Source organism: Streptomyces sp. NPDC050121 (assembly GCF_044460385.1).
GTDB classification, from domain to species: Bacteria; Actinomycetota; Actinomycetes; order Streptomycetales; family Streptomycetaceae; genus Streptomyces; species Streptomyces soliscabiei.
Window position 1 is genome coordinate 46614 of sequence record NZ_JBITJV010000040.1, and the last position, 22725, is coordinate 69338.

The following is a 22725-nucleotide window of genomic DNA, read 5'->3' on the forward strand; positions in this document are numbered from 1 at the left end:
GGCCGCGTCCCAGGCGACGACGGCCGAAACCTCTGTCCTGCCCGATCGGCGTCGCCAGGGCAGATGGCTGAGCCACTGTCGTCGGAAGCTGCGGTGACCCTGCGAGCGCTGCTGGCCGGCTCAGATCCGGTGAGCAGCGCCCTGCCGGCCCAGATTCCACACACGCGGGTGATGGGCAGGTGCGGCTGCGGCTGCACCGGCAACGCTGCGAGCTGAGCCGCCAAGGGGTGATACCGCCTTCATCATGACAGGTGGGAGGCCGGTTTCGTACGACGAAGGGCACAGCTCGGCAGCCTTGTCCGGCTGCTCCTGCGGCTCTCAGAATCGCCGTCATGGATCACACCGGCGAGGTCGATCAGGATGCGGTGCTGCGGGCACGCACGATGTTGCTCGGATCAGCCAGACCGAGCGTCCGCCAACAGGTCGAGGCGTACCGAGTGCTTTCGGCGGTGAGTCCGCTGACGTACTTGCCGAAACTGACCCGGGCACTGCTCTCGTACGGCTACGCGCCAGAGGTCCGGGACCGGCCGGAGGCGCGACTTGCACACCACGCCGAGGCCGCTGCCACGGCACGGCGCATCGACTCGGCGGAGCCCAACAGGACCGAGTTGCTCGTCAGCGCTCTGTCCGCGTACCGGTACGAGCTGTATGCCGCCGGACGAAGGGCTGAGGGCCTCGCCATATGTGAGGAGATGGCCGAGGCCGGGCGATGGGGCTTTACGCACGGTCAAGTGCCGAGTCCCGGGTACGGACACTGGCAGTTGGCCACCGTGCTGGCCGAGGACGGCAATCACCAGGAGGCCGCGGAGCTCTGCGGACAACTGGTCCGGGCAACTCGCTCGGAAGGCTCGGCGCGGGTCGATTTCTGGACCATGCTGGCATGGACGGCCGAGTTGGACGCGGCCGGATGTCACGACACGGCTCTGGCGGCCTTCGCGGACATCGTGGATGTCAGCCGTGCCGAAGTCGATGAGGGCAACTCGGCGCTGGCCATCCTGACGTGGCAACTGGTCCACCAGGCCGGGATGCTGGACGCCGCCGACCGACGCGTCGAGGCAGTCAGGGCCCGACAGGACGCCTTGGCCCGCCTGTCCGAGCTGGACAGGACCGGGGAACGCAAGAGCTGGAGCAACATCCTGTCGTGGTGGACCACGTTGTACGCCCTGTCCGGCCGGTGGACGGAGCCTGCCGCGTCTGCGGGTGCGCCCGCGCCTGCGTTCGGCTTCCCGTTCCATGACTGGTCACCCGACATCAAGCGGGCATACTTCGACAGCCTGCCGGCCCTCGAAGAACAGGTCGCCGGTCTGAGAGAGGCAGCCAGGACCGACCCCTGCGAACATCTTCCCGCGCTGGTGGCCCTGCACCAGAGGCTCACCGTTCGCTCAGCCCTTTACCGGGAGAACCGCAGCTACCGCATCCTGAAGCCACTGCGCCCGATCTTCGACGAGAACGTGGCACTCGCGCGGCGCTCGGCCGACACGGCAGCCACGGAGCAGAGCCGGGAGGCACTGGGACAGGCGTTGACCGGCCGTTCCATGTTCCTCCTCGCCGCCCACCAGTACGGCGAGGCCTACGACGGCTACCGGGAGGTCGTCGACCTGCTGAGTTGACCCGTCACGTGATCAGCGTGCGGCAAAGGCGTGTTCGGAGGGCCGGGTGTCCGGGCCGACGGTCGCCGTTCGGCTCACCCAAGGCGGCTCATCAGGTGACCGATTCGGCCGAGGCGGCACGTCTCGTGAACGAGGGGTTCGTGCCGCTCATGCGCCAGGTCTCCGGATTCGTGGCCTACTACTGGATTGATGCCGGGGACGGAGTGATGGTCTCGACCAGCGTCTTCCAGGACCGGGCCGGCGCCGACGAATCGGTTTCCCCTCCCCAGGTGATGGCCGGCAAGGTGGTGGCTTCCGCATGACAGCCTGGCCCGGATCACTCATGGCAGCGCTCGGCGCGAGCGGCGCGGCACTCGTGGGCCTTCCGCTGCTGCTCCGAGACGAGTCGCGGGGTTCCGGTTCGCGTGCAAGCCTGAAATCATGATCAGGAAAGCGTCCTCGCCCGTGCATATCGAGGCGTCTCTCGATCCTCGGTTGTCCAGATGGCTTTGGCTGGTGAAGTGGCTCCTCGCGATTCCGCACTACATCGTGCTGTTCTTCCTGTGGATCGCGTTCGTCCTCGTGACCGTCTTCGCGTTCTTCGCCATCCTTTTCACGGGCCGATATCCCCGCCCCCTCTTCGAATTCAATGTGGGCGTCATGCGCTGGAACTGGCGGGTCAGTTTCTACGCGCACACCGCGCTCGGCACCGACCGGTACCCGCCGTTCACCCTCGCGAAGGAACCCGACTATCCGGCGCGGTTCGACGTCGACTATCCCGAGCGCCTCTCCCGTGGGCTGGTCCTGGTGAAGTGGTGGCTGCTGGCGATCCCGCAGTACATCGTCGTCGGGATGTTCGTCGGCGACTGGGCGTGGGGCTGGGGAGGCGAGGACGGCTGGCGCGGCGGTGGCCTGATTCCCTTCCTCTCCCTGGTCGCCGTGGTCATCCTGGCGGTGACGGCCCGTTACCCCGCTCATCTGTTCGACCTGCTGCTCGGCCTGGCCCGTTGGGTCGCGCGGGTGGCTGCCTATGCCGCGCTGATGACCGATGAGTACCCGCCGTTCCGTCTCGACATGGGCGGACAGGCCTCCCCCCTGGTGGAGACCTCGGTGAGCGATTCCGGCCCCGGCCCTCGCCCAGGCCCCGGTCCCGACCCCGGCTCCCGCCCAGGCCCCGGTCCCGGTCCCGGTCCCGGTCCCGGAGGGCCGTAGCGGCCGGGTGGCCTACGGAAACCGGCTCGGGTGGAATTCGGTTGCCTGCGGCGGGTCCGTGGGGGCTAGATGGCGAGCATGGCTGACATCAAGGGCTCGTACGACGATCTGTTCACCGCGGTGCCCACGGCGCTGGCCGCCCTGCTGGACGGCGGGGACACGGGCGGCTCGGTGGCCGTCTTCGTGGACGGTGAGCCGGTGGTGGACGTCTGGGGCGGGTTCGCCGACGCGCAGCGCACGGTGTCGTGGCAGCGGGACACGATCGTCAACGTCTATTCCGTCACCAAGACGATGACGGCCCTGTGCGCGCTGGTGCTGGCCGACCGCGGCGAGCTCGATCTCGACGCGCCGGTCGCCCGGTACTGGCCCGAGTTCGCCGCGGCGGACAAGGAGGGCGTGCTGGTACGGCATCTGCTCGCGCACACCGCGGGCCTGCCCGACTGGGAGGGCCCGGTGGAGGAGATCTACGACTGGCCGGCCGCCACGGCCCGCCTCGCCGCCCAGGCGCCGCGGTGGGAGCCGGGCAGCGCGGCCGGCTACCACTCGCTCACCCAGGGGTTCCTGGTGGGCGAGGTCGTACGCCGGGTCACGGGCCGCAGTCCGGGCGAGTTCTTCGCCGCCGAGATCGCCGGACCGCTGGGCGCGGACTTCCATATGGGACTGCCGGCCGAGCACGACCACCGGGTGGCGCCGATGATCCCGCCCCCGTCCCGGGACGAGGACTACGCCGCGAGCGCGCCCGGCGGCAACACGGCCCCGACCGCCGCGACCGCGATCCGCGTCCGTGACGGCAACAGTGTGGCCTGGCGCCGGGCGCAGATCCCCGCCGCGAGCGGCTTCGGCAACGCGCGCTCGGTGGCCCTCGTCCAGTCGGCGATGGCCTGCGGGGGTGCGCTGCACGGGGTGCGGCTGCTGTCGCGGGCGGGCCGCGACCGTGCGTGGGAGGAACAGTTCAGCGGCCAGGACCGCGTCCTGGGCATGCCGATCAGCTGGGGCCTGGGCTACGGGCGGTTCGGCAACACCTACGGGTGGGGCGGCTGGGGCGGCTCACTCGTCATGATCGACCCCGAGGCGCGGACGACGGTGGCGTACGTGACGAACCAGATGCGCGAGCCCGCGGACGACACGCGGGGCATGGAGATCGTGATGTCCGTCTACGACGGCCTCAAGGGGCTTGGGGCGGGTGGCTGAGGCGAGGGCGGAGTCCGTGAGCAGCGGTGATGAGAGCAGCCGGGTGTTCCTGATCGGCGGCGGGTGGGACGGGACGGTCGCCGACGTCGTTTACGGGCCGTTTCTGCGTGCCGCGGCGTCCGGCTCGGCGACGGGCTCGGGGGCCGGCGCGGGGGCCGGGGGCGGCTCCGGTCCGCTCGTCCTCTGTGTGCTCGTCGACGAGGGCGACGGCGCCGAGCGGTTCGCGCGGTACGACGTCGCATTGCGGAAGGCCGGGCCGTGCACGCCCGTGCCGCTGCTGGTGCCGGTCGGGCAGCGGTTCGACGTCGGCGCGCTCTCCGGGGACGTGGACGGGGTGCTCGTCTGCGGCGGGCTGACGCCCGCGTATCAGGAGGCGTTCGCCGGACAGCTCCGTTCTCTGCCCGCCCTGCTCGCCGAACGCGGGGTTCCCTACGCCGGCTTCTCCGCGGGGGCCGCGGTCGCGGCGCGGGACGCGGTGGTCGGGGGGTGGCTGATGGACGGGGTCGCCGTGTGTCCGCCGGACGCCGGCGAGGATCTCGAGGAGGTCGAGGTGCGGCCCGGGCTCGGGCTCGTGCCGTTCGGGGTGGACGTGCACGCCGCGCAGTGGGGGACGGTGGGGCGGCTGGTCGCCGTAGTGGCCGGCGGACGGTCGGCGCACGCGGTGGCCATCGACGAGAACACCCTGGTGGAGGTCGGCGGCGAGGGCGCCGGTGGACACCGGCGGGCGCGGGTGACGGGACTCGGGCGGGCCCACTCCGTACGGCCCGCTCCGGGGGGCGGGGTCGTCGTACGGTCCTACGGCGACGGCGAGACGTTCCCCGCCGCCTGAGCCTGCCCACCCGGCTGCCTCTCCTTGTCGGCCCGCCGTGTGCTGTGGCTGCCAGGAGGCGAAGGGACGGGCGGGAACCCGGAGGTGCCCGGCGCCCCTCCTGAAGGGCATGAGTACCGACACGCTCACGGACCTGAAGACCGGCGCGACCGCCGGCGCCGACACCGGCAGCGCGGCCAAGGACGACCCCGAGGGCTGGGGCATCGCGTCCTGGTCCGTCGTACTGCTCGCGCTCGGGGTGTTGACGGCGTACGCGTTCAACGTGTTCGAGGACCGGCACTCCGGCGCGGAGCTGGCCGCGTGCCACGACCTGGCGAACACCTGGCCGATGTACGCGGCGGCGTACGCCGGGCTCCTCACCACCCTCGCCGCCGTGACGCTCGCCGGCCGGCGGCTGCTGCGGCCGCTGCGCCCGCGCGGCCCGGTGCAGATGGCCGGGTTCGTGCTGCCGGCCGGGCTGCTGCTGCTCGGCCTCCAGGCGCTGATCGTGTGGTCGCTGTACCAGCCGTCTTCGGGCGGGACGGCCGGCTGCGCGGGATGAGGCGGGGCCCCCGGCGTTCCTGCCGGGGGCCCCGCTCACCGTGCGGTCCTCAGATCGTCGACGCGTCGATCACGAAGCGGTAGCGGACGTCGCTGTTGAGCACCCGCTCGTACGCCTCGTTTATCTCCGACGCGCTGATCAGCTCGATCTCGGCGCCGAAGCCGTGCTCGGCGCAGAAGTCGAGCATCTCCTGGGTCTCCTGGATGCCGCCGATGCCGGAGCCCGCGAGGGTCTTGCGGCCGCCGATCACCGAGAACAGGTTGAGGTTGACGGGCTCCTCGGGCGCGCCGACGTTCACGAAGGCGCCGTCGGTGCGCAGCAGGCTCAGGTAGGCGTCCAGGTTCAGCGGGGCCGAGACCGTGGACAGGATCAGGTCGAACGTGCCGGCCAGCTCCTTGAAGGTGTTCTCGTCGCTGGTGGCGTAGTAGTGGTCGGCGCCCAGCTTCAGGCCGTCCTCCTGCTTGCGCAGCGACTGGGACAGCACGGTCACCTCGGCGCCGAGCGCGTGCGCGATCTTGACGCCCATGTGGCCGAGGCCGCCCATGCCGAGGATCGCGACCTTCTTGCCGGGGCCGGCGTTCCAGTGCTTGAGCGGTGAGTACGTGGTGATGCCGGCGCAGAGCAGCGGCGCGGCGACGTCGAGGGAGAGACCGTCGGGGATGCGGACGACGTAGTTCTCGTCCACGACTATCTTCTGCGAGTAGCCGCCGTAGGTGGGCTCGCCGTCCTTGCCGACGGCGTTGTACGTGCCGACGCTGCCGCCGGTGCAGTACTGCTCCAGACCGGCCTTGCAGTTGTCGCACTCACGGCAGGAGTCGACGAGACAGCCGACGCCCACGCGGTCGCCGACGGCGTGCCTGGTGACGCCGGGGCCGACCTCGGAGACGACGCCCGCGATCTCGTGGCCCGGGACCATCGGGAAGATGGCCTCGCCCCAGCCCTCGTTGGCCTGGTGGATGTCGGAGTGGCAGATGCCCGCGAACTCGATGTCGATCAGGACGTCGAACTCGCCGACCGGGCGGCGCTCGATCGTCGTGCGCTCCAGCGGAGCCTTGGCGGCGGGTGCGGCGTACGCGGCAACGGTGGTCATGCCGGGGGTCTCCTAGCGGGGGGTTGCGATAGTCCCGGCCTGCCTTCGGGCCGGGGCTTGCGTCCAGCTTGCCCGACGGCACGGAAATCACCCAGGCCACACCTGTGTGTACGTCTGCTGTGCCTACCACTGGCGGGGTCAGGCTCCTGTGCGTACGACCGGCAATACTGGACGGCATGGACGAGCACCCCGAACCCGTCGGCGCCCCCCTCGATCGGCGGGCCGAGCTCAGCGAGTTCCTGCGCACCCGCCGGGCCCGGCTGCAGCCCGACGACGTGGGGCTGCCGGACTTCGGACGGCACCGCAGGGTGCCGGGGCTGCGGCGCGAGGAGCTGGCGCAGCTGGCCGGGGTGTCCGTGGCGTACTACACGCGCCTGGAGCAGGGCAACGGGCGCAACGTGTCGGCGGAGGTGCTGGACTCGATCGCCCGGGCGCTGCGGCTGACGGACGCCGAGCACGCCCACCTCACCCACCTGGCGAAGCCGAAGCACAAGAAGAAGCAGACGGCCCGGCCGCAGCAGGCGCGGGTGTCGCTGCGGCAACTGCTGACCACGATGGACTCGGTGCCGGCGTACATCGTCGGGCGGCGCTCGGAGATCCTGGCGTGGAACCGGATGGCGGCGGCGGTCTTCGGCGACTGGGCGGAGCTGCCGGCGGCGGAGCGCAACTGGGCCCGGCTGGTCTTCCTCCACCCCGCCTACCGCGATCTGTTCGTGGACTGGGAGCAGAAGGCGATCGACATCGTCTGCGCCCTGCGGATGGACGCGGGCTGCTATCCGGACGATCCTCGGCTGTCGGCGCTGGTGGGCGAGCTGTCGGTGAAGAGCGAGGACTTCCGGCGGCTGTGGGCCACGCACGACGTCAAGGAGAAGAGCCACGGCGTGAAGCGGATGAGGCATCCGCTGGTCGGCGAACTCTCCCTGAACTTCGAGGGGTTCAGGCTGCTGGACGACGGCGAGCAGACGATGGTGACGTACCACGCGGAGCCGGATTCGGCCTCGGCACAGGGGCTGCGGCTGCTGGCCAGCTGGGGCGCTGACGCGACTCGGGCGGGGGCGGAGTCTCAGACACCGTCCGCTTGAGAGTGCACTCGAGAGTGCGCCTGTGCTGGTGCGGGCGTCGCTGGGGGCCGCCGCCCCCGCACGCCCGCTTCAGCCCTGGTAGGGCGGGGCCGCTCCCCATCCCCACTTCGGCACCGGCTGCTCCGCCGGCGGCTTGGCGTCGGGGCCGGAGAAGTACCTGCCTGCCTGCCGTAGTACGCGTCGTACAGCGCCACCGACCCCGTGTTCCCCTTCCGGTCCGCCACCGTCGCGCGGAAGGAGATCGACTGGGGCCCGCCTGCGGATCCGCACGGGGATATGGGCGCGCCCCGGGGCCCGGGAGAGGCCGACGACCCACCCTCTGACGGAGTCGGCTGCGGCCGGACCGGTAGGGCCGACCGGGTCGGTCGGGCCCGCGAAGAGAGGAGTACGGCGACCACCACCGCCGCTCGGACATGCGACGTCGCACGCTTCATGCGCAAACCCCCCGGAACACCCAGAAGTATGCCGGGGGGGTGATCGGACGCATCAATACGCAGAACTACGCCAAACTTGAGGACTATCCCGTCGGAGTCACCGCGTCGGACTTACCGGGTCGAAGACACCCCGTCAGGCCGACGCCGCGTTCTCCTTCACCGTGATCCTCCCCTTGCGGATCGTCGCCAGGCGCGGTGCCTTCTTCGCGATCGAGGAGTCGTGGGTGACCATGATGAAGGTCAGCCCGTGCTCCTTCCACATGGTGTGCAGCACCTCCATGATCTCGTCGCGCATGCTCTCGTCGAGGTTGCCGGTCGGCTCGTCGGCGAGCAGCACCTTCGGCTGCTTCACCAGCGCGCGGGCGATGGCGACGCGCTGCTGCTGGCCGCCGGACATCTCGGACGGCAGGTGCCTGAGCCGCTCGCCGAGGCCGACCGACGTCAGCGCCTCGGCGGCCCGTTCGCGGCGCTCCTTGGGCTTCACGCCGAGCGGGACGAGGGCGGTCTCGACGTTCTCCTGCGCGTTGAGCGTCGGGATGAGGTTGAAGGACTGGAAGACGAAGCCGATGTTCTCGCTGCGCACCTTCGTCAGCCTGGCCTCGGAGAGCTTGGCCAGGTCGACGCCGTCGAGGACGACCTCGCCCGCGGAGGGCCGGTCGAGCGCGCCGATCATCTGCAGCAGTGTGGACTTGCCGCCGCCGGTGGGGCCCTGGATGACGAGCCGGTCGCCGTCCGGGATGGTCAGGTCGACGCCGTCCAGGGCATGGACGGTCTCCTTGCCCCGGGTGTAGTGCTTGGTGACGCCTCTGAGTTCGTACATGGGGACAACAACTCCTGGAGCTGGTAGGTGGGTTGGCTACTCGACGCGGCGCAGCGCGTCCGCCGGGCGCAGCCGCGAGGCCCGCCAGCCGCCGAACGCCCCCGCGATCAGACCGCCGGCCACGGCGAGCGCCACCGCGATGGCCACCGTCGTGACGCTCACCGGCGCGGTCAGCGCGACGTCGAGGGTCTTGGCCGCCGCCCGGCGCCCGGGGCCGCCGAAGCCGCCGCCACCGCCGGGACCGCCCTGGCCGCCGCCACCGCCGCCCAACTGGGCCTGCAGCGTGGGGCTGACGGCGGTCACGGCGTAGGCGCCCGCCAGGCCGAGCGCGATGCCCAGGGCGCCGCCCAGCAGGCCGTTGACCATGGCCTCGCCGACGACCTGCCGGGTGACCCGGCCGGACTTCCAGCCCAGCGCCTTCAGCGTGCCGAACTCACGGACACGGCGGGAGACCGCCGAGGAGGTGAGCAGACCGGCCACCAGGAAGGCGGCGATCAGGACCGCGATGGACAGCCACTTGCCGACGTTGGTGGCGAGGGAGGAGGCCGTGGAGAGGGAGCCGGAGACGGTGTCGGCGAGGTCGGCGGAGGTCGTCACCGTCGTACCCGAGACGTTCTTCTGGATCGTCGACTTGACGTTGCCGATCTTCTGGGAGTCGGTCGCCTTGACGTAGATCGTGGTGACCTTGTCCTTCGAGTCGCTGAGGGCCTGGGCCTGGGCCAGCGGGATGTAGACGTTGGCGGCGGCGTCGCCGCTGTCGGCCGTGGCGATGCCGATCACCGAGAACTTGACCTTGCTGATGGTGAGCGTGGAGCCGACCTTGAGCGACTTCTCCTTGGCGTACGCGGAGTCGAGCACGGCGACCTTGCCGTCGGTCTCGGTGGTCTTGAAGGTACGGCCGCCGGTGATCGTGGAGGAGGTCAGCGGGCCGAGCGCGGGCTCGCTGACGTCGGTGCCGTAGACGGAGTAGTTGTTGACGTCGAAGTCGGCGCCGCCGCCCTGCACTTCACCCTGCGGCCGGCCGCTCCCCTGACCGCCGCCGGGGCTGCCCTGACCGCCGCCGCTGCCGCTGCCGCTGCCGTTCTGCTGGAACTGGCCGCGGGTGAACTGGCCGTTGATCTTGATGACCTGAAGGCTCAGCCCGCCGACCGCGTCGGAGACTCCGCTCTGCTTGCCGACCTTGGTGACGGTCGCGGTGGACAGGGTCTGGAAGCCCTGCACCAGGACGCGGTCGGTGCTCTGCTCGGCGCCGGAGTCGTTGTCCTGCGCGTCGAACCGGAAGCGCGGCCGGTCCGAGGGGTTCGCGGTGGGCGTCGCGGCCTTGGTGACCGTCATGTCCGTACCCAGGCCGTACAGCGACTGCAGGACCTTGTCCTGGGCCTTCCCCATGCCGGAGGACACGGAGGTGACCACGATGACCAGCGCGATGCCCAGCGCGAGGCCGGAGGCGACGACGAGTGCCGCTTTTCTGCGGCGGCGCAGTTCGCGCCTCAGGTAGGTGAAGAACATGGCCGCAAGGTAGGTACGGCGCGTGATGAAGGCATAAGGCCGACATAAGAGAACGATGAGAAGGCTGTCCCAGGGCCAGGAATCCGCTCGCACCCACCTGCCGGCGGACAGCGCCGACGCGACCGCGGACCCGTACGGTTGCCCGACCCCCACGGCGGATCAACAACGAGTAGGGGTGTTCTGCCGGCACCGGGAGAAATCCATGGGAGCCAGTCGCCGATCTGCAAGGGCAGATCAACAGGCTGAAGAGCCGGGCCGGCACCGGAGCCGGAGCCGGAGCCCCAGCCTGAGCCGGAACCAGCGCCGGCGGGCGAGCCCGAGCCGAAGGCGCGAGGCGGTGCGGTGTCCCGGGTCCTCGGGCGAAGGTCCGCTTCCCGGGCCCCGCGACGCCCCGACTGAAAGGGCGGCTCATGCGAAAGGCGGTCACCCTCTCGGGCAACCGCCTTCAGCACACGCGGAGTCGGGGTCAGGGCCGGCCTCAGGCGGCCGAACCCGCCTTCCACTGCGCCCAGTCCATGTTCCAGCCGTTGAGGCCGTTGTCCGGCGCGACCGTCTTGTCGCCGGTGTTGGAGACGACCACGACGTCACCGACGATCGAGCTGGTGTAGAACCAGTAGCCCGCCGTGCCCGTGTCGTTGGCGCCCTTGGTGTCGGACAGACCCACGCAGCCGTGGCTGGTGTTCACCGAGCCGAAGATGGACTTCGCGCCCCAGTAGTTGCCGTGCACGAAGGTGCCGGAGTTGGTGAGGCGGATGGCGTGCGGCACGTCCTTGATGTCGTACTCACCCTTGCCGTCGTCGTCGGTGAAGCCCACGGTCGCGCCGTTCATGCGCGTCTCCTTGAACTTCTCCGACATCACCATCTGGCCCTCGTACGTCTTGTTGTCGGGCGAGCCGGCGGAGATCGGGATGGTCTTGATGACCGCGCCGTTGTGCGTGACCTTCATCTGCTTGGTCTTCGCGTCGACGTAGGAGACCTGGTTGCGGCCGATCTTGAAGGTGACCGTCTTCTGCTGGACTCCGAAGACACCCTTGGCGCCCTCCACACCGTCGAGCGCGAGCTTCAGCGTGACGGTGGAGTTCTCCTTCCAGTAGTCCTTGGGCCGGCAGTCCATGCGCTGGGTGGAGAACCAGTGGCAGACGACCTCCTGACCACTGGTGGAGTTCACGGTGACGCCCTTCTGGACGGCCGCCTTGTTGGTGATCTCCTTGTTGAAGTTGATCGACACCGGCATGCCCACGCCGACGGTCGAGCCGTCCTCGGGGGTGAAGTTGCCTATGAAGCTGTTGGCCGGGGAGACCGTGGTGAACGAGGCGTTCTCGTGGGCCTCCAGGCCCGCGGAGTCCTTCGCGCTGGCCGCCACCTTGTAAGTGGTGGACCGCTCCAGCTGGCCGTTCGGCTTCCAGCTGGTCTTGTCGGCGGAGAGCGTGCCCTGGACGGCGGTCCCCTCGGCGGTGGTCATCGTCACCGTGGTGAGCGTGCCCTTGCTCACGGTGACGGCCGCCGAGTTGTTGATGGAGGCGTTGTTCGAGCCGTCCGCAGGTGTGATCTTGATCTGGGCCTCGGAGGACTTCTTGGCCGCCGCCTCGTCGGCCTTGGCCTGCGAGGAGCTGCCTCCGCCGTCGGAGGCGCCGCTGTCGCCGCCGGAACACGCAGAGAGCACCAGAACACCGCCGAGCAGGGCGGACGCGGCCATCAGACCTCGACGCCGCCTACTGTCCGTCATCACACGCTTCTCCATCGTTGCCGATTACAGAACCCCGAGAGTCCCCGTCAAAAAACATCAACGCTACGACCAGTTCGTCCCGTTCCACATTTCCCGAAGGTGTGGGGCACGCCACGTTCATGACGCGCTTGGTGCGGGTGTCGGTTCGTGCGCCTGCTGAGACGAAGAAACCCCGGGCGGCGGTTGCCGTCCGGGGTCACGGTTTCCCCAAGACGCTCAGCCGATGCCGACCTCTTCGTCGTCCGACTCGCCGTCGGACTCCCCATCATCGTCGACATCATCGTCGTCGAGGTCCCACTCCGGCGAATCCGGGTCGTAGTCGATCCGCTCGCTGGACCAGGAGGCCTGCTGGAGCTCCACCCCGGGCACCTGACTGACCAGGTCGAACGGGTCGACGAGGTAGGCGAGGGCCTCCGCGGTGTCTTCCGTCACAGCGCCCTCGGTGTGTGCGCGCTCGTCGTCCGGCAGCTCCGCGTCCGAGGCCACCCGCCGCAGGGCCGCCTTGCCCACGGCGTCCTCGTCGTGAATTTCCAGCACGAGTTCCACCCGAAGCCGTACAAAACGTGATGTCTCTTCAGAGTTCATGGCCGGAGCGTACGGCTCACAGCTCCTGCAACTTTCCCGCGACCCGCGCCTTTCATTAGCATCGGGCCACACGGCCAATTCGCCAGCGTCACAAGGGGATCGATATTCCGTGTCATCCGCTCGCCGTCCGTTGCTGACCGCCACCGCCGCGGGGACCCTGTTGGGCGCCCTGTGGTTCGTCCCGTCCGCCAACGCGTCCCAGGACGCCCCGGCCAGAACGGAAACGGCGACGCAGGTCACCACGCAGGCACGGGCCGCGTCGACGACGACGTCCGAGTCGTCGTCGGAGTCGTCGTCATCGCAATCGTCGTCATCGCAATCGTCGTCGGAGTCCTCGGAGTCGGCAGCCGGGACGACGGCCCGGACCACGGCCGACGACGGCATCCGGCTCGCCGACACCGGAAGCTTCGACACGACCCCGTACGTCGTCGGCGGGACCGCGCTTCTCGCCCTCGGCGCCGGCTTCGTCGTTTATTCGGTTCGCCGGGAACGTCTGGGTTTTTGAATTAACTTGACTGTTCTTTGGCGGGTTCTTCATAGTTCGCTCATGAAGAGATCATCGGGGGCCCGGCTGTGCGCCACGGCCGCAATAGGCGCACTGTCGCTCTCCCTCCTCACCGCCTGCTCGGACGACGGGTCGAAGGACACCGCGGACTCAAAGCCGTCCGCCTCCGCGTCGGCGTCCACCTCCTCGTCGGCCCCGGCCGGCAAGGCGCTCACCAGCGCCGAGCTGGAGAAGCTGCTGCTCGCCAAGGGCGACCTCAAGGGCTACGAGGCCAACTCGGGGGACGACACCCTTCCGAAGTCCAAGAGCCAGGTGAAGACGGACAAGCCCGCGTGCGACCCGCTCGCCTGGGCCACGGCCGGTCTCGCTCCGGGTGACACGAACGCGAACGCCAGCAACCAGATCTCCGAGGACAAGGCGTCCACCGCCACCGCGCAGCCGACGGACCTCGCGGACGCCTTCAACATCGACATGACGTTCGTGGGTCTCTCCTCGTACGCGGGCGACGGCGCCGAGAAGACGATGAAGGCCGTCTCCGACAGCGTGACGGCCTGCGCCGGCGGGTACGGCCTCGCGGCCGACGGCGAGAAGTCGAAGGTCACCAAGGTGGCCGCGGAGAAGGGCTCCGGCAAGGGCGACGAGTCGGTGGCGTTCGCCGAGACCGTCGACATGGACGGCGAGGGCACGGCCACCTTCCACGCCGAGGCGATCCGCAGCGGCAGCACCATCGCCACCTTCTACACGGTGAACTTCGCCGCGTTCGAGAAGGGCGGAGACATGGGCCCCGTCCCCGCCGCCGTGATCGACGCACAGGTCGCCAAGCTCAGGTAGCCCGCCGGACCCGCGTAGGGGCCCTGCCGTCGCGCTCTCACCACGCGCGTACGGCAGGGCCCCGACCGCCTTGCTGTCCTACCGCCTTACCGCAGCGGCCCGGTGACCGTCTCCACCGCCGCGACGAGCCGGCCGTCGCGCACGAACGCGTCCGCCGCCGCGAGGTCGGGCGCGAGGAACCGGTCCGGGCCGGGGCCCTGGACGCCCGCCTTGCGCACGGCGTCGATGACCGCCCGGGTCGCGGGCGCCGGGGTCAGCCCCTCGCGCAGCTCCACGCCGCGTGTGGCGGCGTACAGCTCGACGGCGATGACGCGCGTGAGGTTGTCGATGGCGGTGCGCAGCTTGCGGGCGGCCGACCAGCCCATCGACACATGGTCCTCCTGCATCGCGGAGGACGGGATCGAGTCGGTGGACGCCGGCACGGCCAGTCGCTTCAGCTCGCTGACCAGCGCGGCCTGCGTGTACTGGGCGATCATCAGACCGGAGTCGACCCCGGCGTCGTCCGCGAGGAACGGCGGCAGGCCGTGGCTGCGGTTCTTGTCCAGCAGCCGGTCGGTGCGCCGCTCGGCGATGGAGGCGAGGTCGGCGACGGCGATGGCGAGGAAGTCCAGGACGTAGGCGACCGGGGCGCCGTGGAAGTTGCCGTTGGACTCGACGCGCCCTCCCCCAGTGCCGAAAGCCTGGGAGGTGCCCCCGGGGAGGACGACCGGGTTGTCGACGGCCGAGGCCAGCTCACGTTCGGCGACGAGCCGGGCATGGGCCATGGTGTCGCGGCCGGCGCCGGCGACCTGCGGGGCGCAGCGCACCGAGTAGGCGTCCTGGACGCGGGGCGCGTCGTCCTGGTGGTGGCCGGTGAGCTCCGAACCCGCGAGGACCGCCAGCATGTTGGCGGCGCTGGCGCCCTGACCGGGGTGCGGGCGGATGGCGTGCAGTTCGGGGGCGAGGACCTTGTCGGTGCCGAGGAGGGCCTCCAGCGACAGGGCGGCCGTGACGTCGGCGGACTTGTAGAGGAGGTCCAGGTCGGCGAGGGCCATGACCAGCATGCCGAGCATGCCGTCGGTGCCGTTGAGGAGCGCCAGGCCCTCCTTCTCGCGCAGCTCGACGGGGGCGATGCCGTGCTCGGCGAGGAGTTCGGCGGCGGGACGCACGACGCCGTCCGGCCCCTCGGCGTCGCCCTCGCCCATCAGCGTGAGGGCGCAGTGCGAGAGCGGGGCCAGGTCGCCGGAGCAGCCGAGGGAGCCGTACTCGTGGACGACGGGGGTGATGCCGGCGTTGAGGATGTCGGCCATGGTCTGCGCGACCTCGGGCCGGACGCCGGTGTGCCCGGAGCAGACGGTCTTCAGTCGCAGGAACATCAACGCCCGTACGACCTCCCGCTCGACGCGCGGGCCCATGCCGGCGGCGTGCGAGCGGACGATGTTGCGCTGCAGTTGGGTGCGGAGTTCCTGGCTGATGTGCCGGGTGGCGAGCGCGCCGAAACCGGTGGAGACGCCGTAGACGGGCTCGGGCTTGGCGGCCAGCGCGTCCACGATCTCGCGGGCCGCGGCGAGGGCCGCCACCGCTTCCGCGGAGAGCTCGATGCGGGCGCCGTCGCGCGCCACGGCGAGTACGTCGGACGCGGTCACGCCGGACGTCCCCACCACCACAGTGTGCATATCCATATTCAGGAGCGTACGCAGTGAAGACGTCGATGTCACCAGCGGGGGCCGGGTTCGCCCCTTACCGAATACATCACAGTCACCGTCGCAGTCACCGTCACCGTCACCGTCGCAGTCACCGTCACCGTCACCGTCGCAGTCACCGTCACCGGGACGGCTCAGGGCCGGCCCCTGAACCGCCGCCGCTCGGCGGGCCGCTCCCGCGCCCCCGACGGCGGCTCGTCGGCGAGGCGGACGACGGGGTCGTCGGGCCCCGCCCGCCCGGCCACCACCGGGCGGGCGGCCCGTACGGCCTTGGCACGGTACTGGGCGGCGTCGGCGAGCCGGAAGAGCCGGCGGGCAGAGCCCACGGGACCGATGGGGTCCCCGGTGGAGGCCACCCCGCAGGCCACGCCCTCGCCGAGCTCCAGCTCACCGGCCCGACGGCAGAGGTCGTCGGCGACCTTGACGACGTCGTCGGCGGGCGGCCCGACGGCCAGCAGACAGAACTCGTCCCCGCCGAGCCGGGCGGCCAGCGCGCCGGGCAGCATCGCCCCGCACAGCGACAGCACCGAACCGAACCGCTCCAGCAACCGGTCCCCGACGGCGTGCCCGAGGCTGTCGTTGACCCGCTTCAGCCCGTTGAGGTCGCAGACGGCGAGGCTGACGACGACCCCCTCCGTCCGATGCCGCTCGACCGCCTCCTCGAGCCGTACGTCGACGGCGCGGCGGTTGGCCAGGCCGGTGAGGGCGTCGGTGAAGGCGAGCCGGCGGGCCTCCTCCAGCCGCTCCGTCTGGGCGAGCCCCGCGGCGACGACGGCGGCGAGGACGGTCGCGAAGTCGGCGTCGGCCCGGTCGAAGACCGGGGTGCCGACGGAGCGGGCGACATACAACTCGCCCCAGGCCCGGCCGTGCAGCACGATCGGCGCGACCACACAGGAGCCGCGACCCCTGCGGCGCAGCGCGGCGACCCTCCCCCGGCCAACGCCGGGAGGTGCCCCCAGGTGGCAGTAGCCGGGGCGCCCGGCGGCAAGGCCCTGGGCCGTCTCGACCCAGGCGTTGGGCTCGCCGCCGGCCACCCAGCGCTCGTGCAGGAACTCGGTGATCTCGGGGAACTGGTGCACCGGGTAGGCCTCGTCCTCCGGGAACTCGTCCTCGTCCGCGGCCCGGTCGCCCACGTTCGCCAGGACGCGCAGCCGCCCGAGGTCCCGCTCCCACACCGAGAGCGCGGCAAAGCTTCCGGCCAGCGCCCGGCAGGCCCCGAGGGCGGCCGCACGCCACGACTCGCGGGGGGTGTGCGCGGCCGCCATCCCCTGCGCGAGCGCCACCACGGCCACCAGGCGTCTGTCCTCACCCATCTCCCCAGGCTAGGGATATTTGGGTGAAAAAGAGACGCAGAGGAGCACTTAGAGTGACACGACCCGCGATCACGGTCCCGAAAAGCGGTCACTCACCCGGCCACTGCGGCTTCCGCTTCTCGTTGAAGGCCGCCACGCCCTCCGCCCGGTCCGCCGAGAACGCCACCGACCGCCACGCCGCGTCCTCCACCTCCAGCCCGGCCCGCAGCTCAAGCCCCTGCCCGAGCCGCAGCGCCCGCTTCGCCGCCCGCAGGCCCACCGGCGAGTTCGCGCCGATCCGCGCGGCCAGCGCCAGCGCGTCCTCCCGGTCCCGCCCCTCCTCCACCAGGACGTCCACCAGGCCCAGTTCCCGCGCCTCGGCCGCCTCCACCCGGCGCGCCGTGAAGATCAGCTCGGCCGCTCGGGCCGCACCCACCCGGCGCGGCAGCAGCTGCGTACCGCCGCCCCCGGGAATCACCCCCACCGACACCTCGGGCAGCCCCACCACCGCCGTGCGGTCGGCCACGATGACATCGCAGGCCAGGGCCAGTTCGAAGCCGCCGCCCAGCGCGAAGCCGTGCACTGCGGCGACCGTGGGGACCGGCAGCTCCAGCACGCCGGTGTACGCCCCGCGTGTGAGCGGCCGCTGCCGGACCAGTTCGGCATCGCTGAAGGAGTTCCGCTCCTTGAGGTCGGCGCCGACGCAGAACGCCCGCTCGTGCGTCGAGGTCAGCACGACCACCCGGACGTCCCGGTCCTCGCCCAGCGCCGCGCACGCCCCGGCGATCGACCGGGCCATGTCGGTGGAGACGGCGTTCATGGCCTTCGGTCGGTCGAGGGCCAGCTCCGCGACGTGCCCGCCGTCCCCGTGCCGCCGCACCAGCACGAACTCCCCGAACCGCTCCTCGCCCGTGACACCGCCCGTGACACCGCCCATGACACCGCTCACGACACCCTCCGGTTAACGCGGGTTAACTTCTTTCGTTCGCCCGATCATCCCAGCCGGGATCCCCGGGCGAAAGAGCGGACCCGTCGCCCGACGCGGCCCCGCCCACCCGTTCGAGTGACATCCCGCCCAACTCCCCACGCACCGCTCACGGGAGCGCATACCGTGCGTCCGCCCCGGCGTATCGGGGGCGCGACCGCATCGGGAGGGAACGCGCGATGACGAGCACGCGGACCGGGCTGGACGATCCGGCACGTCAGGACGCGACGGCGGCCTGGGACGGGGCGCCACCCGAGGAGGCCGGCCCGCTGTGGGCCCCGCGCGCCCGCGGCCGGCACCGCCGTCCCCGCCCCCGCAAGGTGCTGTTCGCCGCGGGCGGCCTCGCGCTGGCCGCCGGCATGCTGGGCCTCGTCCGGCTGACTCCCCACTCGGGCGACGTCACCGGCATCGGCGCGGCGGAAGCCGAATCCCAGCCCGACCCGGTCACGGCCCCAGACACAGACACGGCCACAGCCACCTCTACGAGTACGACTACCGGCACCGGCGCCGGCAGGGACAAGGGCCGCTGGGCCGACGCGGCCGTCCCCGGCGCCGCCGCCCCGACCGCGCCCAGCGCCATGGGGGGAGCGAGCGCGAGCCCGACTCCCGAGGCCGGCCTGGTCCCCGGCACCCCGGGCTCGGCCACGTCCGTCGCCCTCACCCCGGGTGCCACCTACATCCCGGTCGCGCACCAGGCCCCGGCGCCCGCGCCCGCGAGGACGGCCGCCCCGCGGCCCACGGCGACACCGACGCCACCGGCCGCACCGACGACGGCGGCGCCCGCACCCCAGCCGCAGAAGCCGGGGCCGGGGCAGTCGGGGCAGCCGCGTCAGCCGAGCGTCTGCGTCCCGGTCGTCGGCCTCTGCGTGGACCCGCTGGGCGCTCCGGTACCGAAGCCGTAGCCCGCTGGAGCTCCAGTCGGCCACGGCTCCAGTCGGCCACGGCTCCAGCCCGCTACCGGTTCAGGCTTCCTCACTGTTGCGCCGGGTGAGCAGCCAGGGCTCGACCACGCCGAGACCGCGCACCGGCCGCTGCCACATGGGCTGCAGCGCGAAGCGGTACGTGGGCGGCTCCTCGCCCTCCTTCTCGGCGGCGGCTGCCTCCTCCGCTGCCTCCGCCTCCGAGGCCGGGGCGTCGCCCGTACGGATCAGCTCCTCGGCGAACGCGCTGTCGACGAGGACGGCGTCACGTGGCGCTATCGACGTCAGCCGGGAGGCCAGGTTGACGGTCGTGCCGAAGACATCGCCCATCCGGGTGGTGACGGTGCCGAAGGCCATGCCGACACGCAGTTCGGGCATCGTCTCGTCGTTGCTCATCGTCTCGACCAGCAGCAGCGCGATGTCGGCGGCGGTGCCCGCGTCGTCGGCCGCGTAGAGCACCTCGTCGCCGAGGGTCTTGATCAGGCGTCCGCCGCGGGCGGCGACCAGGTCGGCGGAGGTGGTCTCGAAGGCCTCGACCAGTTCGCCGAGTTCCTCCTCCTCCATGCGGCGCGTCAGCCGGGTGAAGCCGACGAGGTCGGCGAAGCAGACGGCGAGCCGCCGGTCGACCATCTCCTCGTCGTCCGCGGCCTGCACGACCCGGCCGGCCGAGGCGGCGAGCTGGCGCCGCCAGACGTAGACGAGGAACTCCTCCAGCTCGGGCAGCAGCAGTTCGACGATGGGATACGTGACCTCGGTGCGGGTCATGCCCGGCTCGGGCGGCTCGGTCAGGCCCTCCAGGAAGGAGTCGATCTGCCATTCCGCCAGCCGGGCGGTGGTCTGCCCGGTGGACCGGGCCACCTGCACGGCCATCGCCTCGCTCAGCAGCCCCGCCTCGACGAGACCCGCGAGTCGCCGCAGGGCGAGGACGTCGGCCTCGGTGAGCGCCTTGGCCTGTCCGATGTCGGCGAAGCCCATGGCCCGCCAGAAGCGCGACGCCAGCTCCATGGAGACGCCGGCGCTGCGGGCGGCCTGGAAGGGGGTGTAGCGCCGCTCGGCGCCGAGGATGAGCTGTTCGAGGCGCAGCGCGAGAGGATGCGGGTCCTCTCCGGGGTCGCCCGGCTCGCCGGGTTCGGCGGCCGGCAGGTTTACCCGGCCGTCCGCGCCCGCGCCGGAGCCCGTGTCGTCGACGGTCACGCCTGCTGCCCTTCCGATCTTCCGCGGTCAGGTATCGACCGGCCTCAACTCTACGGCAGGTGTGCCCCAGCTCACTCCGTTCCGTTCGGCAGGGAGCATCGTGCCCGGCGACGGTCTCACGCCGGTCGCAGGTGGACGATGTCTCCCGCGCCCACCGGCTCCTGCACGCCTTCCTTCGTGGCGATCACGAGCCGTCCGTCGCCGTCGACCGCGACCGCCTCGCCGACGATCGACCGGTCCCCCGGCAGTTCGGCCCGTACCGTTCGTCCCAGGGTCGCGCACCCTGCCGCGTACGTCTCCTGCAGACCGCTGGCCGCGGGGTCGCCGCCGGCCTCCCGCCAGCGCCCGTACCACTGCTCCAGCGACCGCAGGACGCCCCGCAGCAGCGGGTCCCGGTCCGTGTTCCGGGCGCCCGCGAGCGCCAGCGAACCCGCCTGGGGGACGGGGAGTTCGTCCGCGCGCAGGCTGACGTTGATGCCGACGCCGACGACCACCGCGTCCTGGCCCGCCCGCTCCGCGAGGATGCCGCCGGCCTTGCGTTCCTCGCCCTCGACGGTCACCAGGAGGTCGTTGGGCCACTTGAGTGCCGTGTCCACGCCCGCCACCCGGGACAGTCCCGTCGCCACGGCGACCCCGGTGAGCAGCGGCAGCCAGCCCCAGCGGGACACCGGCACCCCGCTCGGGGCGAGCAGCACGGAGAAGAACAGGCCGGACCGCGGGGGCGCCGACCATCGGCGGTCCAGGCGGCCCCGGCCCGCCGTCTGCTCCTCGGCGACGAGGATCGCGCCCTCGCCGGCCTGCCCCGCGCTCGCCGCCGCCACCAGGTCGGAGTTGGTGGAGCCGGTGCTCTGCACCACCTCCACCCCCGTCCACAGCCCGTCCCGCCGAAGCAGCGCGCGGCGCAGGGCCAGGACGTCGAGGGGCGGCCGGTCCAGATCGGACCACCGGCTGCTGCCTGCGTCTCGCGGTGTCATGAAAGCCACCCTAGGTGTGTTGTACGCCGCACTGCCGATCGGTAAGGGCAGCACTACTCTACGGATGAGTAACCGTCCCCCCTTTTGAGCAGGCAGGGAGCCACATCCCGATGTCCGAGCCGGAAGAGCGCCCAGAGATCCAAGGGATCGACATCCACACCACCGCGGGCAAGCTCGCGGATCTCCAGCGTCGCATCCAGGAAGCGACGCACGCCGGTTCGGAACGCGCCGTCGAGAAGCAGCACGCCAAGGGCAAGCTGACGGCCCGTGAGCGGATCGAGCTGCTCCTCGACGATGGTTCCTTCGTCGAGTTGGACGAGTTCGCCCGGCACCGCTCCACCAACTTCGGCCTGGAGAACAACCGCCCGTACGGCGACGGCGTCGTCACCGGTTACGGCACGGTCGACGGCCGTCCCGTCGCGGTCTTCTCCCAGGATTTCACCGTCTTCGGCGGCGCGCTCGGCGAGGTCTACGGCCAGAAGATCGTCAAGGTGATGGACTTCGCGCTGAAGACCGGCTGCCCGGTCATCGGCATCAACGACTCCGGCGGCGCCCGCATCCAGGAGGGCGTGGCCTCGCTGGGCGCGTACGGCGAGATCTTCCGCCGCAACACCCATGCGTCCGGCGTGATCCCGCAGATCAGTCTGGTCGTCGGCCCCTGCGCGGGCGGCGCGGTCTACTCCCCCGCGATCACCGACTTCACGGTGATGGTCGACCAGACCTCGCACATGTTCATCACGGGCCCCGACGTCATCAAGACGGTGACCGGCGAGGACGTCGGCTTCGAGGAGCTGGGCGGCGCCCGCACCCACAACTCCACCTCGGGCGTGGCGCACCACATGGCCGGTGACGAGAAGGACGCCATCGAGTACGTCAAGCAGCTGCTGTCGTACCTGCCGTCCAACAACCTCAGCGAGCCCCCGGTGTTCCCGGAGGAGGCGGACCTCGCCGTCACCGACGAGGACCTGGAGCTGGACTCCGTCGTCCCGGACAGCGCGAACCAGCCGTACGACATGCACACGGTGATCGAACACGTCCTGGACGACGCCGAGTTCTTCGAGACCCAGGCGCTGTTCGCGCCGAACATCCTCACCGGTTACGGCCGGGTCGAGGGCCACCCGGTCGGCATCGTCGCCAACCAGCCGATGCAGTTCGCGGGCTGTCTGGACATCACGGCCTCCGAGAAGGCGGCCCGGTTCGTGCGCACCTGCGACGCCTTCAACATCCCGGTCCTGACCTTCGTGGACGTGCCCGGCTTCCTGCCCGGCGTCGACCAGGAGCACGACGGCATCATCCGCCGCGGCGCCAAGCTGATCTACGCCTACGCCGAGGCCACGGTCCCGCTGATCACGGTGATCACCCGCAAGGCCTTCGGCGGCGCCTACGACGTCATGGGCTCCAAGCACCTGGGCGCCGACATCAATCTGGCCTGGCCGACCGCCCAGATCGCGGTGATGGGCGCGCAGGGCGCGGTCAACATCCTGCACCGCCGCACGATCGCGGAGGCGGAGGCGAACGGGGAGGACCTGGAGGCGGTGCGCGCCCGCCTCATCCGCGAGTACGAGGACACCCTCCTCAACCCGTACATCGCGGCCGAGCGCGGCTACGTCGACTCGGTGATCATGCCGTCCGACACCCGCCGCCACATCGTCCGCGGGCTGCGTCAGCTGCGCACCAAGCGGGAATCCCTGCCCCCGAAGAAGCACGGCAACATCCCCCTCTAGGCCTGCTGGG

At 71.1% G+C, this 22725-nt stretch carries 21 protein-coding genes and 1 pseudogene; 11 read left to right on the forward strand and 11 right to left on the reverse strand.

The window, feature by feature from the left end; all coding sequences use genetic code 11:
• Positions 1-332 precede the first annotated feature (332 nt).
• From ACIBTS_RS39925 to ACIBTS_RS39950, 6 genes are all read left to right on the forward strand, one after another.
• Positions 333-1610: a hypothetical protein gene (locus tag ACIBTS_RS39925; protein ID WP_399325594.1), complete on the forward strand. Its 1278-nt coding sequence runs from the start codon at positions 333-335 to the stop codon at positions 1608-1610.
• Positions 1611-1705: 95 nt separating this feature from the next.
• Complete coding sequence (locus tag ACIBTS_RS39930; RefSeq protein WP_399325596.1) at positions 1706-1912, forward strand: hypothetical protein; 207 nt, start codon at positions 1706-1708, stop codon at positions 1910-1912.
• Between the two features lie 118 nt (positions 1913-2030).
• Positions 2031-2801: a DUF4389 domain-containing protein gene (locus ACIBTS_RS39935; protein WP_399325597.1), complete on the forward strand. Its 771-nt coding sequence runs from the start codon at positions 2031-2033 to the stop codon at positions 2799-2801.
• Positions 2802-2879: 78 nt separating this feature from the next.
• Positions 2880-3992: a serine hydrolase domain-containing protein gene (locus ACIBTS_RS39940; protein ID WP_399325599.1), complete on the forward strand. Its 1113-nt coding sequence runs from the start codon at positions 2880-2882 to the stop codon at positions 3990-3992.
• A 16-nt stretch (positions 3993-4008) separates the two neighbouring features.
• Entirely contained in the window at positions 4009-4821 is an 813-nt protein-coding gene (locus tag ACIBTS_RS39945; protein ID WP_399325601.1) for a hypothetical protein, read from the forward strand.
• 109 nt (positions 4822-4930) lie between these two features.
• A complete protein-coding gene (locus ACIBTS_RS39950) occupies positions 4931-5362 on the forward strand; it encodes a hypothetical protein (protein ID WP_319675649.1) in 432 nt (143 codons plus the stop codon).
• A 49-nt stretch (positions 5363-5411) separates the two neighbouring features.
• Here ACIBTS_RS39950 and ACIBTS_RS39955 read toward each other — a convergent pair whose 3' ends face one another.
• Positions 5412-6452, reverse strand: a complete 1041-nt coding sequence (locus ACIBTS_RS39955; protein WP_399325603.1) for an NAD(P)-dependent alcohol dehydrogenase — start codon at positions 6450-6452, stop codon at positions 5412-5414.
• A gap of 176 nt (positions 6453-6628) precedes the next feature.
• Here ACIBTS_RS39955 and ACIBTS_RS39960 point away from each other — a divergent pair, with 176 nt between their 5' ends.
• A complete protein-coding gene (locus ACIBTS_RS39960; protein ID WP_319675651.1) occupies positions 6629-7534 on the forward strand; it encodes a helix-turn-helix transcriptional regulator in 906 nt (301 codons plus the stop codon).
• A 69-nt stretch (positions 7535-7603) separates the two neighbouring features.
• On the opposite strand, the pseudogene ACIBTS_RS39965 reads toward ACIBTS_RS39960, so the two are convergent.
• The 5 genes and pseudogenes from ACIBTS_RS39965 to ACIBTS_RS39985 all read right to left on the reverse strand — a co-directional run.
• Positions 7604-7690: pseudogene (locus tag ACIBTS_RS39965) on the reverse strand (antibiotic biosynthesis monooxygenase); the annotation flags it as partial.
• Between the two features lie 411 nt (positions 7691-8101).
• On the reverse strand, positions 8102-8788 hold the full coding sequence (locus ACIBTS_RS39970; protein WP_399325606.1) for an ABC transporter ATP-binding protein: 687 nt from the start codon (positions 8786-8788) through the stop codon (positions 8102-8104).
• Positions 8789-8824: 36 nt separating this feature from the next.
• Positions 8825-10297 carry an ABC transporter permease gene (locus ACIBTS_RS39975; RefSeq protein ID WP_399325608.1) on the reverse strand — a complete coding sequence of 491 codons (1473 nt, stop codon included), beginning with the start codon at positions 10295-10297 and terminating at the stop codon, positions 8825-8827.
• Between the two features lie 478 nt (positions 10298-10775).
• Positions 10776-12038: an Ig-like domain-containing protein gene (locus tag ACIBTS_RS39980; protein WP_399325610.1), complete on the reverse strand. Its 1263-nt coding sequence runs from the start codon at positions 12036-12038 to the stop codon at positions 10776-10778.
• Between the two features lie 201 nt (positions 12039-12239).
• Positions 12240-12608 carry a hypothetical protein gene (locus tag ACIBTS_RS39985; protein ID WP_399325612.1) on the reverse strand — a complete coding sequence of 123 codons (369 nt, stop codon included), beginning with the start codon at positions 12606-12608 and terminating at the stop codon, positions 12240-12242.
• 109 nt (positions 12609-12717) lie between these two features.
• On the opposite strand from ACIBTS_RS39985, the gene ACIBTS_RS39990 reads away from it, so the two are divergent.
• Both ACIBTS_RS39990 and ACIBTS_RS39995 read left to right on the forward strand, forming a co-directional pair.
• The gene (locus ACIBTS_RS39990) at positions 12718-13113 is read left to right on the forward strand and encodes an LAETG motif-containing sortase-dependent surface protein (protein ID WP_399325614.1); all 396 of its coding nucleotides are present in this window, start codon (positions 12718-12720) and stop codon (positions 13111-13113) included.
• Positions 13114-13155: 42 nt separating this feature from the next.
• Complete coding sequence (locus ACIBTS_RS39995; protein WP_399325616.1) at positions 13156-13944, forward strand: hypothetical protein; 789 nt, start codon at positions 13156-13158, stop codon at positions 13942-13944.
• Between the two features lie 86 nt (positions 13945-14030).
• Here ACIBTS_RS39995 and hutH read toward each other — a convergent pair whose 3' ends face one another.
• From hutH to ACIBTS_RS40010, 3 genes are all read right to left on the reverse strand, one after another.
• Positions 14031-15599: a histidine ammonia-lyase gene (hutH, locus tag ACIBTS_RS40000; RefSeq protein WP_399325658.1), complete on the reverse strand. Its 1569-nt coding sequence runs from the start codon at positions 15597-15599 to the stop codon at positions 14031-14033.
• A 161-nt stretch (positions 15600-15760) separates the two neighbouring features.
• A complete protein-coding gene (locus tag ACIBTS_RS40005) occupies positions 15761-16939 on the reverse strand; it encodes a diguanylate cyclase domain-containing protein (protein ID WP_399325618.1) in 1179 nt (392 codons plus the stop codon).
• Between the two features lie 88 nt (positions 16940-17027).
• Positions 17028-17855, reverse strand: a complete 828-nt coding sequence (locus ACIBTS_RS40010) for an enoyl-CoA hydratase/isomerase family protein (protein ID WP_399325659.1) — start codon at positions 17853-17855, stop codon at positions 17028-17030.
• 227 nt (positions 17856-18082) lie between these two features.
• On the opposite strand from ACIBTS_RS40010, the gene ACIBTS_RS40015 reads away from it, so the two are divergent.
• Positions 18083-18805 (forward strand): hypothetical protein, encoded by a 723-nt coding sequence (locus ACIBTS_RS40015; protein ID WP_399325620.1) that lies wholly within the window; start codon positions 18083-18085, stop codon positions 18803-18805.
• 60 nt (positions 18806-18865) lie between these two features.
• Here the strand turns inward: ACIBTS_RS40015 and ACIBTS_RS40020 are convergent, their stop codons facing one another.
• Both ACIBTS_RS40020 and ACIBTS_RS40025 read right to left on the reverse strand, forming a co-directional pair.
• A complete protein-coding gene (locus tag ACIBTS_RS40020; protein ID WP_399325622.1) occupies positions 18866-20017 on the reverse strand; it encodes an adenylate/guanylate cyclase domain-containing protein in 1152 nt (383 codons plus the stop codon).
• 116 nt (positions 20018-20133) lie between these two features.
• Complete coding sequence (locus tag ACIBTS_RS40025) at positions 20134-20991, reverse strand: biotin--[acetyl-CoA-carboxylase] ligase (RefSeq protein WP_399325624.1); 858 nt, start codon at positions 20989-20991, stop codon at positions 20134-20136.
• 110 nt (positions 20992-21101) lie between these two features.
• On the opposite strand from ACIBTS_RS40025, the gene ACIBTS_RS40030 reads away from it, so the two are divergent.
• Positions 21102-22715, forward strand: a complete 1614-nt coding sequence (locus ACIBTS_RS40030) for an acyl-CoA carboxylase subunit beta (protein ID WP_399325625.1) — start codon at positions 21102-21104, stop codon at positions 22713-22715.
• Positions 22716-22725 lie beyond the last annotated feature (10 nt).

Coding starts and splice junctions, on each gene's coding strand:
- ACIBTS_RS39925 (WP_399325594.1), top strand. CDS start 333: ATGGATCACACCGGCGAGGTCGATCAGGATGCGGTGCTGCGGGCACGC.
- ACIBTS_RS39935 (WP_399325597.1), top strand. CDS start 2,031: ATGATCAGGAAAGCGTCCTCGCCCGTGCATATCGAGGCGTCTCTCGAT.
- ACIBTS_RS39940 (WP_399325599.1), top strand. CDS start 2,880: ATGGCTGACATCAAGGGCTCGTACGACGATCTGTTCACCGCGGTGCCC.
- ACIBTS_RS39950 (WP_319675649.1), top strand. CDS start 4,931: ATGAGTACCGACACGCTCACGGACCTGAAGACCGGCGCGACCGCCGGC.
- ACIBTS_RS39955 (WP_399325603.1), bottom strand. CDS start 6,452: ATGACCACCGTTGCCGCGTACGCCGCACCCGCCGCCAAGGCTCCGCTG.
- ACIBTS_RS39960 (WP_319675651.1), top strand. CDS start 6,629: ATGGACGAGCACCCCGAACCCGTCGGCGCCCCCCTCGATCGGCGGGCC.
- ACIBTS_RS39970 (WP_399325606.1), bottom strand. CDS start 8,788: ATGTACGAACTCAGAGGCGTCACCAAGCACTACACCCGGGGCAAGGAG.
- ACIBTS_RS39975 (WP_399325608.1), bottom strand. CDS start 10,297: ATGTTCTTCACCTACCTGAGGCGCGAACTGCGCCGCCGCAGAAAAGCG.
- ACIBTS_RS39980 (WP_399325610.1), bottom strand. CDS start 12,038: ATGGAGAAGCGTGTGATGACGGACAGTAGGCGGCGTCGAGGTCTGATG.
- ACIBTS_RS39985 (WP_399325612.1), bottom strand. CDS start 12,608: ATGAACTCTGAAGAGACATCACGTTTTGTACGGCTTCGGGTGGAACTC.
- ACIBTS_RS39995 (WP_399325616.1), top strand. CDS start 13,156: ATGAAGAGATCATCGGGGGCCCGGCTGTGCGCCACGGCCGCAATAGGC.
- hutH (WP_399325658.1), bottom strand. CDS start 15,599: ATGCACACTGTGGTGGTGGGGACGTCCGGCGTGACCGCGTCCGACGTA.
- ACIBTS_RS40005 (WP_399325618.1), bottom strand. CDS start 16,939: ATGGGTGAGGACAGACGCCTGGTGGCCGTGGTGGCGCTCGCGCAGGGG.
- ACIBTS_RS40010 (WP_399325659.1), bottom strand. CDS start 17,855: ATGGGCGGTGTCACGGGCGGTGTCACGGGCGAGGAGCGGTTCGGGGAG.
- ACIBTS_RS40015 (WP_399325620.1), top strand. CDS start 18,083: ATGACGAGCACGCGGACCGGGCTGGACGATCCGGCACGTCAGGACGCG.
- ACIBTS_RS40025 (WP_399325624.1), bottom strand. CDS start 20,991: ATGACACCGCGAGACGCAGGCAGCAGCCGGTGGTCCGATCTGGACCGG.
- ACIBTS_RS40030 (WP_399325625.1), top strand. CDS start 21,102: ATGTCCGAGCCGGAAGAGCGCCCAGAGATCCAAGGGATCGACATCCAC.